The sequence below is a fragment of the Paenibacillus sp. CAU 1782 genome, assembly GCF_054551715.1.
In genome coordinates this window covers 106441-122377 of sequence record NZ_JBTOLL010000014.1, presented here as the reverse complement: position 1 = coordinate 122377, position 15937 = coordinate 106441, and the positions used below count along the sequence as shown (strand labels likewise).

The 15937-nt window shown below is 50.7% G+C and carries 12 protein-coding genes; 3 read left to right on the top strand and 9 right to left on the bottom strand.

What is annotated here, in order from left to right:
* Nucleotides 1-1040: 1040 nt before the first annotated feature.
* From mnhG to ACX93W_RS21360, 7 genes are read right to left on the bottom strand one after another with little or no spacing between them, the layout of a single operon-like run.
* On the bottom strand, nt 1041-1418 hold the full coding sequence (gene mnhG / locus ACX93W_RS21390) for a monovalent cation/H(+) antiporter subunit G (RefSeq protein WP_459394404.1): 378 nt from the start codon (nt 1416-1418) through the stop codon (nt 1041-1043).
* Nucleotides 1396-1680, bottom strand: a complete 285-nt coding sequence (locus tag ACX93W_RS21385) for a Na(+)/H(+) antiporter subunit F1 (protein ID WP_459394403.1) — start codon at nt 1678-1680, stop codon at nt 1396-1398. The genes mnhG and ACX93W_RS21385 overlap by 23 nt, the downstream gene beginning before the upstream one ends.
* Nucleotides 1680-2156 (bottom strand): Na+/H+ antiporter subunit E, encoded by a 477-nt coding sequence (locus ACX93W_RS21380; protein WP_459394402.1) that lies wholly within the window; start codon nt 2154-2156, stop codon nt 1680-1682. Before ACX93W_RS21380 ends, ACX93W_RS21385 begins: the two co-directional genes overlap by 1 nt.
* A gap of 24 nt (nt 2157-2180) precedes the next feature.
* Nucleotides 2181-3656, bottom strand: coding sequence for a Na+/H+ antiporter subunit D (locus tag ACX93W_RS21375; RefSeq protein WP_459394401.1), 1476 nt, complete (start codon nt 3654-3656; stop codon nt 2181-2183).
* Complete coding sequence (locus ACX93W_RS21370; RefSeq protein ID WP_459394400.1) at nt 3649-3987, bottom strand: Na(+)/H(+) antiporter subunit C; 339 nt, start codon at nt 3985-3987, stop codon at nt 3649-3651. Before ACX93W_RS21370 ends, ACX93W_RS21375 begins: the two co-directional genes overlap by 8 nt.
* Nucleotide 3988: 1 nt before the next feature.
* Nucleotides 3989-4411 (bottom strand): Na(+)/H(+) antiporter subunit B, encoded by a 423-nt coding sequence (locus ACX93W_RS21365; RefSeq protein WP_459394399.1) that lies wholly within the window; start codon nt 4409-4411, stop codon nt 3989-3991.
* Complete coding sequence (locus ACX93W_RS21360; protein ID WP_459394398.1) at nt 4408-6801, bottom strand: Na+/H+ antiporter subunit A; 2394 nt, start codon at nt 6799-6801, stop codon at nt 4408-4410. The genes ACX93W_RS21365 and ACX93W_RS21360 overlap by 4 nt, the downstream gene beginning before the upstream one ends.
* 227 nt (nt 6802-7028) lie before the next feature.
* Between ACX93W_RS21360 and ACX93W_RS21355 the strand changes: the two genes are divergently transcribed.
* The gene (locus ACX93W_RS21355; protein WP_459394406.1) at nt 7029-7712 is read left to right on the top strand and encodes a universal stress protein; all 684 of its coding nucleotides are present in this window, start codon (nt 7029-7031) and stop codon (nt 7710-7712) included.
* 121 nt (nt 7713-7833) lie between these two features.
* Here the strand turns inward: ACX93W_RS21355 and ACX93W_RS21350 are convergent, their stop codons facing one another.
* Nucleotides 7834-8715: an aldose epimerase family protein gene (locus ACX93W_RS21350; protein ID WP_459394397.1), complete on the bottom strand. Its 882-nt coding sequence runs from the start codon at nt 8713-8715 to the stop codon at nt 7834-7836.
* Nucleotides 8716-8866: 151 nt separating this feature from the next.
* Nucleotides 8867-10066 carry a foldase protein PrsA gene (locus ACX93W_RS21345; RefSeq protein ID WP_459394396.1) on the bottom strand — a complete coding sequence of 400 codons (1200 nt, stop codon included), beginning with the start codon at nt 10064-10066 and terminating at the stop codon, nt 8867-8869.
* A 249-nt stretch (nt 10067-10315) separates the two neighbouring features.
* Between ACX93W_RS21345 and ACX93W_RS21340 the strand changes: the two genes are divergently transcribed.
* Nucleotides 10316-11755: an HD-GYP domain-containing protein gene (locus ACX93W_RS21340; protein ID WP_459394395.1), complete on the top strand. Its 1440-nt coding sequence runs from the start codon at nt 10316-10318 to the stop codon at nt 11753-11755.
* Between the two features lie 260 nt (nt 11756-12015).
* Nucleotides 12016-15879: a response regulator gene (locus ACX93W_RS21335; RefSeq protein WP_459394394.1), complete on the top strand. Its 3864-nt coding sequence runs from the start codon at nt 12016-12018 to the stop codon at nt 15877-15879.
* The last annotated feature ends 58 nt before the right edge of the window (nt 15880-15937 follow it).

The following is a 15937-nucleotide window of genomic DNA, read 5'->3' as shown; positions in this document are numbered from 1 at the left end:
ATCGTACCGCTTCTTCTTTGAATGTTTTGTCGTATTGATTCATTGTCTCTCGTCCCCTCGTCTGCTTTCATTTTATTTCATACGAGGGTGTTTTTCGACTGCATTTTTATAGTAGCACTCCATTGCTCACGGACATGTTGCTCACGGACATGTTGCTCATGGTCATGTCGCTAACGGACATGCCACTCACGGTCATGTTGCTCATGGTCATGTCGCTAACGGACATGCCACTCACGGTCATGTTGCTCCGGTTATATCGCTAACGGACACATCTGTCCATTAAACGTGCAAAATGGCACTTTTCTCATTTTTAACGGTCAAATTCGTCCGTTAGCTCCTAAAAAAGACGAATTTAGGCATTATTTGAGCTCTAACGGACGTAAATGTCCATTAAAAACACAAAATCCCCAAAAATCGCCTCTAATGGACGTTTATGTCCTTTAGATGATAGTTCTAGCAGCGTTACTGGTCAGCTTCCACCCAATTTGCAACGGACCCCTGCATCCATAAGCCTAGTTGTACAAAACGACATTGCGCGCCGCAGCCATCCGCTTGTCTTAGAAAGTAACAACGCACGCAGCTTATCAGCTTCGTCGTAGAAAGCAACAACATACGCAGCTTATCAGCATTGTCGTACAAAGGAACATCAAGCGCCGCAGCCATCAGCTTCGTTGTAAAAAGCAACAACGACTGTGCTTACAGCTTCGTCGTACAGAGCCACACCGCGCACCGCCCATGCCATATCGCATAGACGGCATAGCGCCTAGTTAATGCGGTTAGAATCAGTTAGAGCAGTTAGAATCAGTTAGAGCAGTTAGAGCAGTTAGAGCAGTTAGAGCAGTTAGAGCAGTTAGAGCAGTTAGAGCAGTTAGAATCAGTTAGAGCGGTTAGAATCAGTTAGAGCGGTTAGAATCAGTTAGAGCGGTTAGAATCAGTTAGAGCAGTTAGAATCAGTTAGAGCAGTTAGAGCAGTTAGAGCAGTTAGAGCAGTTAGAGCAGTTAGTGCAGTTAACGCAGTTAGAGCAGTAAATGCGCCGAGGTTAAGCTTCGCTGTTTTCCCCGGTTTTGCGTTTGGCACGTTCCAGATCGGCGGCTAGCTCGTCTGTAATCCCTGCGGGTTTCACGCCGAAGCGGTACGAGGATCTGGCGATCAGATGTCCGGTCACCGGCGCTGTCAGGAAAACAAAGATGATGCCCAGAAGCAGCCTGACGCTGACCTGATTGTGAACAAAGAGGAAATAGATAAAGGTGCTGAGCAGAATAAACAAAATGCCTAGCGTAATGCTTTTGGTAGCGGCATGAGAGCGTGTATAGACATCCGGCAGCCTGAGAAATCCCAGCGAGCTGATCAGGCTAAGCACCGTTCCCGTCAGTACCATGATCACAACGATGATTTCAATCATTTCTTTTCCGCTCAATCACAACACCTCTTTCCAAAAACTTGCACAACGCAACCGTACTCAGGAAGGCCAAAATGCCGATCAGTAGTATCGTTTCCAGATAAGAGCTGGAGTCCAGCATAATGCACAATACGGCTACGATCCCGATAATATTGTATCCGATCGAATCCAGAGCCAAAATGCGGTCGGGAAGCGAAGGGCCTCTTACAACTCGAAAAAGCGCAATGGCGATGGATATGGTCAACATAATGAGTGACGTCATAAGCAGAGTCTGGAACATTAGCGCATCACCTCGATTATGGCATCTTCAAAACGGTCCTTCGTGCGGATGATGCCTTTTCTCATGCTGGGCACATCCATGGCATGCACATACAGAATGCCTTCCTCCGGCGCAATCTCCAAAATAACGGAGCCTGGCGTCAGCGTCATCAGGTTAGCCAGCATGGACAACTCCCATTCCGTGCGCATGCGCGTGTTCATCTTGAAAATACCGGGTTGAATATTCAGCCGCGGCCGAATGATTTGCCAGGAAACAACGGCGCTGGAGACAAAAAGCTCAATGGAAAAGAGCCAGAACAGTCTGGCGATGCACCATAGCTTTCTTCCATAAAACGGCGTCGGAAAAAATCGGCGCATTGAAAAGATAATAAACGCACCTAATATAAAGCCAATGACAAAGGTTAACATGCTCCATTTGTCGTGCAGAAGCATCCAGATCATGGCGACCAGCAGGTTCAGCAATATTTGCAACGTCATACTACATCACATCCTTCCGGGGCCTTATGAAAAGACGGCGTCTATATAGATTTGCGGATTAACCAGCGGCTCGACTGCTTGGTTGATATAAGGCATTACGGCTTCAGCGCCTAGCCCAAGGCCGACTACCAGCGCGGCTAACATAAAACCGGGAATCAAAACGCCTCTGCCGCTTGATTTCTGTTCGCCTTCGCTCAGCAGCGTCTCACCCCAGAAGCTGTTGATGAACACCTTCATTACAGAGTACAGAACAAGCAAGCTGGTCAGCAGACTGATGCCCGCCATCAAATAGTAGCCTTCATCCACGCCGCCTTCCAGGATCATGAATTTGCCGATGAAGCCGCTTAGCGGAGGCACGCCTGCAAGCGCAAGCGCCGAAATGAAGAATAACCAGGTCAAAATGGGACGATAACGCACCAAACCGCTAATTTCCTTCAGTTTGTCGGTGCCAGCAATAATCACAATCGTACCGCCGAGAATAAAGATCAAACCTTTAGCGATCATATCGTGAACCAGGTAATAGACGGCGCCGCTTAAGGAAGCTTCAGTCGCTACTCCAACGCCGAACAGAATAAATCCAACGGAGATGATGACGTTATAGGCCAAAATTTGCTTGATGCGCCAATAGGCAATTGCCCCGATTGCTCCCAAAATCATCGTTAATGCCGACATCCAGAGCAGAATCGTATGCGTAATTTCTGGCTGATGGGGGAAGATCAGCGTAAAGGTGCGAATGATGGCATAGATGCCAACCTTCGTCAACAACGCCGCAAACAACGCGGCGATCGGAGCCGGAGGCGCGCTGTAGGAGCCGGGCAGCCAGAAAAACAGAAACAGTCCGGCTTTCAGTCCAAATACCATCATCAGCAGCAGGCTGACGGTTGTGGTCAAGCCGTCTTGGCCTTGCTCCGCAATACGCTGGGCGATATGCGCCATATTCAGCGTGCCGGTTATGGAATACAGATACCCGATGGCAAGGACGAACAAACTGGAGGAAACGATATTAATAATGATGTATTTGATGGTTTCCCTAAGCTGCACGCGTCCGCCTCCCAGGCTGAGCAGCACATAGGAAGACAGCAGCATGACTTCGAAGAAAACAAACAAGTTGAAAATATCTCCGGTCAGGAAGGAGCCGTTGACCCCGCAGAGCAAAATCATCATTAGCGGATATACATAATGCCCTTTGCGCTCTTCGCCAATAAAATGAAAGGCAAAAATGAGGCAAGCAAGCGTTACGATGGAAGACACGGACACCAGAATGGCGGCCATCATATCCGCTACTAGCGGAATGCCGTAAGGCGCTTCCCATCCGCCCATATGAAGCACTTGGATGCCATTTTTCGATACCTCGCCCACCAGGATTAATGAAATAACGATTGTGGCAAGCGTTCCTATCCCGGCGATCCATTGCTGGAGACGGTATTTGGTACGGAAGAAAAACAGGCTGACGCCCAGGAACAGAGGAATAAACAAAGGCAATACAACTAAATTATTCATGATCTTGTCCCCTTAATTTCTCTATGTTGTCCGTCCCGTGTTCCCTGTAGGTTCGGTAAGCCAGCACAAGAGAAAATGCGGTAAGCGAAAAGCTGATAACGATCGAAGTCAGAATAAGCGCCTGCGGAACGGGATCGGTATAGGTGGCAGCTTCTTCGGCAAGAAGCGGCGCGGCCCCCTTCTTAAGACCGTTAATCGACATCAGCATGATATGAACACCGTGGGTAAACAGGGACAGCCCCAAAATAATGCGAAGCAGCGTTTTGCTCAGAATCAGGTAAACCCCTGATGTAAACAAGGTTCCAGCAACAATTGTCATTACGATTTCCATACTATTCGTCCTCGCTAATGCTACGTATTATAGTCATCGTTGTACCGACTACGGCCATATATACGCCAAGATCAAAAACAAACGCGGTACCAAGTCCCGTTTTGCCCAGAAGCGGCAAATTGACATATTCATAATATTGAAAAAGGAAGTTGTCGCCGAATAAAACAGAGGCGAGACCCGTTAACAGGGCAAGCATGACGCCGATCGCGCCAACGATTTTGAAATCCACCGGAATGATGTCGCGGACGGTTTCCACATCAAAGGCCAAATAGAGCAGCATAAGGGCGGAGGCCGTAATCAATCCGCCGATAAAGCCGCCGCCGGGATTATTGTGTCCGGCAAACAGGATGTAGATCGAATAAATCATGATGATAAAAACAAGGACCTTGGCTGCGGTCTGCAATATGACGTTGGAAAAATTCACTGGTTCCCCCTCCTTGACTTGCGCAGCTTGATTAAGGTGTAGACCCCGATACCTGCCGTGAAGAGCACAACGCTTTCCAGCATGGTGTCAAAAGCACGGAAATCAACGAGAATGGCGTTAACCATATTTTTAGCTCCAGTGAGCTTGTAGGCATCCTCAAAATAGGTGGCGATAGGCTTGAACTGGCTGCTGCTATGCGCAGAAATGCCGATCAAGGTCAGAATAGCCCCTACGCCAATGGAAATAACCAGATTGGACAGCCGTACGCGTATGCGGACAGTCTCCGATTTCAGCTTGGGCAGGAAGTAGAAGCATAACAGGAACAATGCTGTTGTGATCGTTTCGACAACAAGCTGGGTTAACGCGAGATCCGGCGCTCTGAAAATAACGAGCATCAACGAAACGAGATAACCAACCGCGCCAACTGCAATGATTGCCGTCAGACGGGTTTGGACAAAGATGATAAAGCCTGCAAGAACGGCGATAGAGCCCGCCAATATATATTCATACAGGGCTATCGATGAAGTCCCGGCTGGATTAGCGCCAAACGCATTTTGCAGAAAAAATGCGCCGCCAACGACAAAAATCAGGAATCCGAACATATAGCTCAGGTAGCTGTGAAGCGAACCATTCATATAGAAGCTTGTGATGCGGGCGGACAGATTCTCCGCTCCTGTCAGGCCTCTGTCATAGAAGCTGTTCAAGGTCAGCTTGCGCGGCAGGTTATAGTAAATATCCATCCATTTTTTGAAGGTTCTAAACAGGAGCGTGCCGATAATGACGATGCCGATTGTCATGAACAGCTCCAGATTGAGGCCGTGCCAAGCCTTGATTTTGACATTAAAGCTTTCACCAGGTCCCAAGAGGTTCGGGAACACGGAATGCATCGTTGGTTCCAGAAGCGAATAGGACACCAGATTTGGGAAAAAAAACACAAGCACGACAAGGCTGGCCAGGATGACCGGCGAAATGAGCATGCCAAGCGGCGCTTCATGCGGTTTTTTGTCCAAGCGATCGGGGTGGTAGTTGCCTGTAAAGGTTTTGAACACCAGAATCATGCTGTACACAAATGTAAAGATGCTGGCAATCCAAGCGGCGATCGGCAGCAAAACGGTCCATTGATCCAATGTGCGGGATACCGACAGCACTCCGGTAAAAAACATCTCTTTACTGAGGAAACCGCTGAATGGAGGTAGCCCTGCCATGGAAAGCCCTCCGATAACGGTCAGCGTAAAGGATACCGGCATCAGGCTCATCAAGCCGCCCAGCTTACGGATATCGCGCGTGCCCGTCTCGTGGTCAAGAATCCCCACCACCATAAAGAGACAGCCTTTAAAGATGGAATGGTTGAACAAATGAAAGATCGCAGCCAGCATGGCGCCGGTGAACAAATGCGATTGCGCCGAAAATGAAGGATTAAGGGCAAGCGATCCGATGCCGAGCAGGGACATAATCAATCCCAACTGGCTAATCGTGGAATAAGCGAGCAGCGCCTTCAGATCGGTCTGGCGAATCGCCATAAATGCGCCCCAGAACAAGGTGACGGTACCGCCGATGGTAATAATCCAGAACCAGTTCATATCACCGCCGAAGATTGGCGTAACCCGGGCGACCAGATAGACGCCGGCCTTGACCATGGTGGCGGAGTGCAGATAGGAGCTGATCGGCGTCGGAGCTTCCATCGCGTCCGGCAGCCAGATATGAAAAGGAAACTGGGCCGACTTGGTGAATGCTCCAAGCAATACAAGAAGCATGGCGGGAATAAACAGGGAATGTTCTGTGACAACGTCCCGCATGTCGATGATTTCGCGAATGCTGAAAGTGCCGGCCACGGAGCCCAGCATCAAAAAGCCAAGCAGCATCGCAAAGCCGCCAAATACGGTAATGAGCATCGCCTTTTGCGCGCCGTAACGGGAGTTTTTGCGTTGATACCAATAAGCAATGAGCAGGAAGGACGAAACGCTTGTCGTCTCCCAGAATACATACAGCACCATTAAATTGTCGGACAGCACCACGCCAAGCATGGCACCCATAAAAAGAAGCAAATAAACATAAAAGTTGTGAAGAGCTTCTCTCTTCATCGACATATAATAAATGGAATAAAGCACAACCAGACAGCCGATTCCGGTAATTATGAGCGTAAAGAGCAGAGAGAGACCGTCAAGGTGCAGCGTAAAGTCTATACCTGCGGAAGGGATCCATGGAATACTCCGTACAATAGGATCTTGGCTGTTCTGAATGGGAAATTGCGACAGGAAATAAACAAACAGCAGAAGGGGGACGACGATGACGAACCAGCCCGTATGGACGCGGGCGATTTTCTTAAAGAAAAACGGCACAAGAATGGTGTAAAGGAAAGGCAATAAAACAGCTAAATGCAGTAAAGACAACTTGTGACCTCCTAATATGTACTTTGTTTGGTGCAGAGTTCATATTGGCTGTACGCAATTTAAACCCGAGTGAAATACAATGCCATTAATAGTATACACTAATCGCATTGACAGAACCAAACAAAAATTGTACTCTGTAGTCAATGTCGGAAGCGGCATCATTGCCAAAAAGCCGCTCTGCACAAGAAGTTTAGATGAGGTGAATATTTAAATTGAAGAACGGAAGAATGGATGAAAGCATACTTGTCTGCGTCTACTACGGCCCCAACGGCGAGCGCTTGATTCGCCGCGGCGGAAAGATCGCCAATATGCTGGACTGTCCTTTTTATGTGCTGACGGTGGACCCGCTTCCAGAAGACGAGCTCGACATCGAGAAGGTTCATTATATCGAGCAGTGGAAGGAATTGGCCAAGGAACATGGCGCGAAGCAGTTTATTGTCAAATACAATGAGACCCGTCCTATTGCCAAGGTCATCGGCGATGTCGCAAAGAAAAACAACATAACCCAATTGGTATTGGGGCAGACCGCTCAAAGCCGCTGGAAAGAAATTACGAAGGGCTCCTTCATTAACATTCTGCTGAACGAAATTCCATTTGTCGATCTGCACATTATATCCGTTTCCAGAGAGCTGAAGAACCGGGAAGGCTTCTATGAAAAAGGAGTACGCGCCTACCTTCAGGAGGATCAATCGGAATTTCGCCTTTGCTTTAATCATACCGCCAATGATGTCCATGAGGGCATTTTTTATAAGGAAATGGGAACCGACTTTAATAACGGCGTCTTTAAATTCATGAAAAATAACTGCATGATCGAGGTTCATGTCGTCGACGATTACGTCAAGGATCTGGAAGGCCAGATGAAATCGACGGACAATATGGACGCTAACAAAGGCGTGGAAAAAAAGGATTAACATCCGCCTGTAACTTAATTCCATACCCTATACACGACGAAAGGCCAATGTCAGGTGTAAAACCCGCCATCGGCCTTTTTTGCATGCTCTCAGTTGCTTGTCATCGTCTCTTCAACGTGGATTATTGCGGTGAAATCTCGCAGCCGATGGTCAAGACGGCTTCCAGCGTTTCTCCTGGCTGAAGCTTCACCAAATGCTCCTGCCGATTCAACTCTCCGGTTAATGCCATCCATGGCTCTACGCAAACAAACGGTTTGCCATCTACGGACCACAGCACCACATATTTGAAGATGGGGTCATAGGACAGCTTCACGGTAACGCCTTGTGCAACCGGAAACGAGATCTGGTTGGCCGATGCGTCCAGCAGGGCAACGGATTCCACCAGGCCTGCAAGATCAAGGCGGCCTCCATATGCTTTTTGCACATTGTCGTTGTAATCCAGATAGGTTGTCGCATCTGTTGCATAAGGAATGTCCTTGCCGCCTTCAATGGCGAAGTAGGGATGGAAGCCCGCGTAAAACGGCAATTCCTCCGAGCTGCCCGTGTTGCGGTACGACTGCCTGGTATGGAGCTGGCCCTCCGCCAGCGTATACGTAAACACAAGCTGGAACGGAAACGGATAAGAAGCCAGCGTTTCCTCATTGCTGGACAATGACAGCGTAATGGAGGCTCCGCCCTCTGTCGAGGTTCCTTCCACCTTCCAGGCCGAAGTACGGGCTACTCCATGATTGGCCATGGGGTAGGTTTTGCCGTTCCATTGGTATTCTTTATTGTCCAATTGACCGCATATGGGGAACAAAATGGGATTGCCTCCGCGGATATTGGCTGCGGGATCAAGGAAGGTAGCCTCGTCCAGATAAAACAGCTCGCGTCCCTGCAGGGTGCAGCCGATAACGATGCCGCCGCGCTCCGGGCACACCAGTACCTTGGAATTGCTGCCGCTTTCCGTCAATTCATAAATGGTATACGTTTCCTCGTAGCTCCTGACTCCATATTGACTCATGATGCAAGCAACCTCCATTATCGTTTTGATGACTTTATGGCGTTTCTACTTCTATTGTGCCTTATCTGTACAGGCAGGTAAAGAGGGAGGGCCGATCGGCGCGCCTTTTCACAGGCGGCGCCAATCGGCCCCGTATCAATGCTCTTGCCTCTTATTCCTTGGCTTCAGGAGAAGCTGCCGGTTCGTCGGAAGCAGCCGGGTCGGCGGAAGCTTCAGGCGTCAGCGTATTGGTGATTTTTGCTTTTGCGCGAATCTCTTCGATCCAGGCTTGCGACAGGCCGCTAACTTCCTGGCCTACCAGGTAGGTGCGGATTGCCGATTTTTTGTCTTCAAAGTTAGGCTCTACAGCCGCTTTGTAGTCCGTTCTCTTAATGATGTGGAATCCGTATTGGCTTTCGACAACATCGGACAACTCGCCATTTTCCAGAGCGAATGCCGCATCCGAAAATTCCGTTACCATATCGGCGCGGGTAAAGAAGTCCAAATCGCCGCCGTTTGCTCCGGAGCCGGTATCTGTCGACTTCGCTTTGGCTGTCTCCGCAAAGTCTGCGCCAGCTTTCAGATCGGCAAGAATCGCTTCAGCCTCTTCTTTAGTAGCTACGAGAATATGGGAGGCGCGCACTTGCTCCTGGCTTCCGCCCAGAGTAGCTTTGTTTTCATCAAAATAAGCCTGCACTTCTTCGTCGGTAACTTCCGTCTTAGACTCCAGCACTTTGCGAACCGTTGCATTAATGACCATGTCTTCGCGCAGGTCTTCCATTGTAATGCCGTATTGCAGCAACAGGTTGTCAAACGCTTCATCAGTGCCGTAATTCAGCTTCAATGCATTGATTTCGTCCGTAATATCCTGATCGGTCACGGTAATGTTGGCGGCTTTGGCCTCCTGGTTAACCAGCTCCTCCAGGATGATGCTGTCGAGCGCCGCTTCGCCATTAGCCGAAACAAGCTTATCGTACAGCTGATCTTTTGTGATTTTTGTGCCATTAACGGTAGCTACAACATCGCCGCTTGCTCCGCTGCTTTCGCCAAAAGGAGGTTTGATCAAAACAACGACCAGCACGACTGCCAGCACTGCGGACAAGGCAATCCAGCCTACGCTGCCTTTGCGTGCAGGAGCTGCTGCCGCAAGCGTGTTTGCTGCGGAATAATGACTTGGAGCTGCCGTCGCGGCACTTGCCGCCGTCTCTTTCTCGGCACTCGCTGTCAAATCGCCCTTTTGATTCTCTTGAGCGGGTTCGCTTGCGTTTGCTTCATGTCCCCCCTGCTCGTCCCCTTCGTATTCGTAACGTTCCTTGTTCGCGTCGTCGAGGTCCGTTTTCTTCGAATTCGACTGCGAGTCATTGTTGTTCATGCCCAATAAACTCCCTTCAATTTTCCATCTTCAACTACTATATCAAATGAAAAGGAAAAAAACCTTAAACGGAAATAAAAAAACGCCGGGGGATATGTCAACGGTATTGCGGAATTGGTATACTATTGTTGGAAAATGACAAGATACGACACGGCATCCCGTCTTCCTTTATATGGAGCGACATGGAAAGCGGCCGGAAAATTAGAAGGGAGGCAGCCCCGCATTTACTTCACCCGGGGGAACTGAAAGATGAACAGCAGTGGAAAAGCCAGAATGTATAGTTTGCTGGCAGCGTGGATTATGCTGCCGCTTCTCGGTTATTTCGGACTTCGTTATTCAAGCTTTGATCTTGAAGTAAACGCTCCGCATGAGCATTTCTACATCGTCAGCCTGGTTGCCGGATTGGCTGTGGCCGTGGCGATGGCGGTTGGCATCGTAGCCGTCCGCATTCGGAATATTAAAGTGAGCTTCTTATCGCTTGCATATGTTTCTCTTGGCGCCTTGTTTATTCTGCACGGATTGTCGACGCCCGGATTTCTTATTCATCATTCCGAGCTTGCGGGCAATACGGCGCAATTCAGTGTGATTTTGGCCTCTGTCTGGCTATGGCTCAGTTCCGTTTCGGCGGACCACAAGCTCATTCGCAAGCTTGCGGAATGGCAGAAGTGGCTGCTCCCGGTATGGAGCGCTATTCTGTTGCTGTTCGCCTGGCAATTATGGATTCGGCCCGAAATTTTGCACGTGCTTTATTTAAATGAGTCGTTAAGCGCGTGGATTGCCACAAGCGTTATAGCGGTCATGAACGTGGCGACTATCTACCGCAACCTGGAAACCTACAGGGTATCCCGCTTCCCGCTTCAGCTCGCCATCGTGTACAGCACGGGATGGATGCTGGTTGCGCAATTCGTTATGGTGTCGGGCACAACCTGGATGGTCAGCTGGTGGCTATACCATTTCCTGCTGCTGGCATCCGTTATTGTCGTGGTGGGAGGCATCTTCAAGCAATATTTGAGCACGGGCTCCATCGCGGACAGCTTGCGGCTGTTGTTTCGCGCGGACCCCAGGGACTGGATTCAAACCTACATATCGCCGCGCGTAAAAGAATTGATTCATATGACGGAGGCCAAAGATTCCTACACGGCCGGCCACAATTTTCGGGTCACGATGTATTCGCTCAAGCTGGGCGAGGAATTGGGCCTTCCCGCTTCCAAGCTTAGAGCGCTGGCGATTGGCGGGATCGTCCATGATATCGGCAAGCTGGACGTGCCCGACGTTATTCTCAACAAGCCGGGCAAGCTGACCGAAGAAGAACGGGCTGTGATCGAGCAGCATCCCGTATCGGGCTATAATCTGTGCAGAGAGCTCGGCTTTATGCCGGAGGAGCTTGCGGTTATCCGTTCCCATCATGAAAAATGGGACGGCAAAGGTTATCCCGACGGGCTCGCGGGAGAGCAAATTCCGCTGGCTGCACGCATCGCGGCGGTGGCGGATGTGTATGACGCCCTTACATCATCGCGTTCCTACCGAGCTGCCATGACGCATGAGGAGGCCATGAGCATTTTGGTCAAGGGAAGCGGCCGCCATTTTGATCCACATTGCATCAAGGCATGGAAACGTCTGGTTCGCCAACAGGGAGATTTTTTCCGCAGCGCCCGCCATGGCGACATCGACATGAACTTAGATACATAAAATCAAAAGCTATTTAAGTTGAACAATGGAAACAAGCGGTAGGCCAGAATGTGAATGGTTTTGGAGAAAAGCATAGGCTTGCGAAGTAACGTTCCTCCAGAACGTTTCAAGCGTTCGTTTGTGTTCCCGGATTTCACTATTAATCCCTTTATTCAGGGAAATCTGGGAACAACTACGATCGGAAGACCTTTCACATGGCGGCCCTCTTCGCTAAAACTCTTTTGTTCAACTTACAGCCCCCGACGAAGGAGGAGCATAGGGTGACAAAAGTATCGCTCCGAACAAAAGGCCTGGTTCTCATCGTATTAATATCTTTTATTCCTTTGCTGCTGGCGGGGGCTGGCAATTATGCAGCCGTCAAAAAAACCATCATGGCCGCCGAAAGCGACAAAATCAGCAGCAAGCTGACCGGCCAGGCCGGCAATATTTCCTCCTGGCTGGATATTCGCCGAGCAGAGGTGTTAGTGATGAGCCGGACAAGCGCAGTCCGTTTCGGCACCTCCGAGGAACGAATTCAATATTTTGCCCGGGAGATGGATCGCAGCGGCTACGCCTATCATGCTATAGGATATATCGGCAAAAACGGCCTTGCTGTCCGAAGCGACGGGCCGGAAATCAACATGAGGTCGGCTCCATTCTACAGGGATGCGTTGTCCGGCAAAGTCGTGATTACGGACCCTTATCGTCCAAGCACTTCACTGGCTGAGCAGGCTTTTATCGCGGCGCCCGTGTACGGCGTTGGCACGGAAATTATCGGAGTCATGTACGGCTCCTTGCCCGCGGCTTCGCTGAACCGCTATTTCAGCCAAAGCGACACGGACTCCATTATTATTTTCTACAATGATGGCGGGGAAATTCTGTACAGCAACGATACGGCCTTTGCCGTTGGTTCATCCATCGCGGGGAATCCCCGGCTTCAGGCCAGTTCAGCGGATATGCTGAAGGCATACGAAGGCCGCGCGGATGTGTCGGGCGCTTATACCGTCTTTTTTGCCAAGGTGGCGGGAACGCCATGGCGCATGGCCCAATTGGAGCCGATCTCCAACCTGGAGAAGGCGTTGTCTCCCATCCTGTGGCGCACGCTGACCACAATCGTTTTGTCCGAAGTGATCATCGGCGTATTGTTTTTCCTCTATTTCGAACGGATTATCAAAAGGCTGGAAAGCATTCTCCACGTAACGGAAAAAGCCGCGTCGGGGCAATTTAAGGTGCAGCATCTGGACACCTCGCAAGGCGATGAAATCGGCATGCTGGGACATTCCGTCAACGGGATGATGGAGCATCTTCAGGAGATGTTCGACAGGCTGAACGCCATCGTCAATCAGAACCAATACGGTTTTATTGTGCTAAACGAGCAATATCGGGTCATGTTTCTTAACCAGGCTGCGGAAAAAATGCTGGGGTACAAGACGCAGGAGCTTTATGGCCATGCGACTCCTCTTATTTTTATGGACATGGATGAAATCGAGCTGGAGGCCCGCAAGCTGACGGAACTGCTCGGACGAGAAGTCCGGCCCGGCATTGGCGTGTTTGAGGAGCTTCGCAAGCAATCCTTCTCCTACGAGCGGGAATGGACCTTCATCCATAAGGATGGGAAACGCTCACCTATGCTTATCAGCTCCAATGGGCTGCGAGATGCCAACGGCGTCTTCAGCGGCGTCGTGATCATGGTCCGCGATATTTCCGACCGGCGGCATGTGGAGCAGATGCGGAACCGCCTGCAAAATATCGTGGAATCCGCCAAAGACCTAATCGCTTCCATCGATCATCACGGCAGGGTCATTTATATTAACCGGGCGGGCAAAGAGATGCTGGGCGTAACGGAATTGGAAGATGAACCGCTCAAGGTACAGCGTCATGCCGAGCGTCAAATGTACGAGCATCTCTTGAAGGGAGCGGCTCAGGCAAGGGAGCTTGGTTATTGGGAGAGCGGAACCCAGCTCCGCAAAACGAACGGCGAATCCCTGTTTGTGTCCATTATTGTGGTGGTGCACAAAGACGAGGCAAGCGGGGAGTTTTTCTACTCCTGTATTGCGCGGGACATTTCGGAGCAGAAGCTGGTTCAGGAGGAGCTGGTGAGAGCTACTCTCGAGGCAGAGGAAGCCAACAAGGCAAAAAGCAGCTTCCTGGCGCTGATGAGCCATGAAATCCGCACGCCGCTTAACGGCATTATTGGACTGACGGGACTTATGCGCAAAACCAATCTGTCCCATATTCAGAGAGACTACCTGGACAAAATGCACGCCTCCTCCGATTCTCTGCTGCGCATTATTAATGATGTGCTGGACTTCTCCAAAATCGAGGCGGAAAAAATCGAAGTGGAGCGTTTTCCATTCCAGCCGGATGAATTGCTGGGCCGGCTTGCCAATCAGCTCAGCGTATTTCTGGGCGGCAAGGAACAGTTTGAGCTGATGATCAAAACGCCCAAACGTCTCCCTGTCATGTTGATCGGGGATTCCATGCGACTGGAGCAGGTATTGCTGAATCTCTGCATGAACGCCATCAAGTTCACCGACCAGGGGCACGTCAAGCTGGAGCTGGATGTGGTGGATGAAAATAAGGACTGCATTACGGTTTCCTTCCTCATCGAGGATACGGGAATCGGCATGAGCCAGGAGCAGGTCGATCGCCTGTTCAAGCCGTTTACCCAAGCGGACAGCTCCACAACCCGTAAATTTGGCGGGACGGGGCTTGGGCTAGTCATCTCCAAAAATCTGGTGGAGCTTATGGGAGGCAATCTGGAAGTGTCCAGCCATGAAGGCGTGGGCAGCTTGTTCAGCTTCGAGCTGACGTTTGCGGCGGACCCTTATCGCTACGCCGATCATGAAGAAGCGCAAAGACTCGGCAAGGATCAGACGATCTGGCTGCTGGAGGACGATCATGCCATGCGGGAGCATTGGACCGGCATGCTGGAAGAGAACGGCTACGCCGTTATATCTTTTGGCAGCTGGCATACCGCAATGGAACGATTGAGGCGGAGCGGCAAGGGAGCAAGGCCGCAATTTCTGATGGCCGATATGGAGATGCCGGATATGTACGGCACGGATACCTGGCTTATGATGCATCGAATCGCCGAGGAAGCCGGCGTCCCGGTTATCGCGTATACAACAACCTTCGGAAGGGACGAGCTGATCCAGCTGCCTCAGGAAAACCGGCCGTTGTCGATTTTAATCAAGCCGGCTACCCGCTATTCTCTTCTGCGGATATTAAGGGATGCCCAGCAGAGGCCTCCCGCAGGCAAGGAACCGCCGAAACTTCCTGCTGCGCCGGAGAAGCCCGTGCCGCCTCCGCAAGCCAAACCGGCCAAGGTGCTGCTGGCGGAGGACAATAAGATCAATCAGCTGGTAGCCATCGAGCTGCTGAAGGAATGCGGATGCGAAGTCAGCGTGGCGGAGAACGGGCAGGCGGCGCTGGACATGCTGGAGCGGGAGTCGTGGGATCTGATTCTGATGGATATTCATATGCCCGTCATGGACGGGACGGAAGCGGTCCGAATCATTCGCTCCAAGCCGGAATTCAAGGATTTGCCCGTTATCGCAGTGACGGCCAATGTCGTCAAAAAGGATCATGAGCAATACATGAAGCTTGGCATGAACGGGGTTATTACAAAGCCGCTGTCAGCGGAGCTTCTTCGGGACAAGCTGGGCTTTTGGCTGGAGCCCAAATCGGAAGGCGAAGACGGCGTCGCAGACAAGGAAGGAGCCGAACGCCGCATCTCCGGCGGGGGCGCCCCTGCTGCGCCAACCCGGAAGATTGGCCCGGTTGCGGGAATGGACAGCGAAAGCGCGCTGGAACGCGTCAACGGCAAATATCCTATTTTGCTGCATATGATGGAACAGTTCCGAATCGATTACGAGAGCTTTATGAATCGCCTAAGAATGATGATTGAGCAGCAGGACGAATCTGCCGTGCTGCGTATGCTGCATACGCTGAAAGGGGCCGCGGGTTATCTGTCCGCACGCGAGCTGGTCGCCGCTACTGCGGAGGCGGAGACCTTCCTCAAGGATAGCGAGGATGATGGCTTTTCGGGACATTTGCTGCCGCTGGAGAGACTGGAATCGGAACTGAACCGTCTGCTTGGAGGGCTTAAGGAAGCCAAGACAGAATTCGACAAAAAAATCTAACAATTTTCTAACATTCGGTTGTTCCTGACGTTTGTGTGCGGTATAGTTAACTTATACT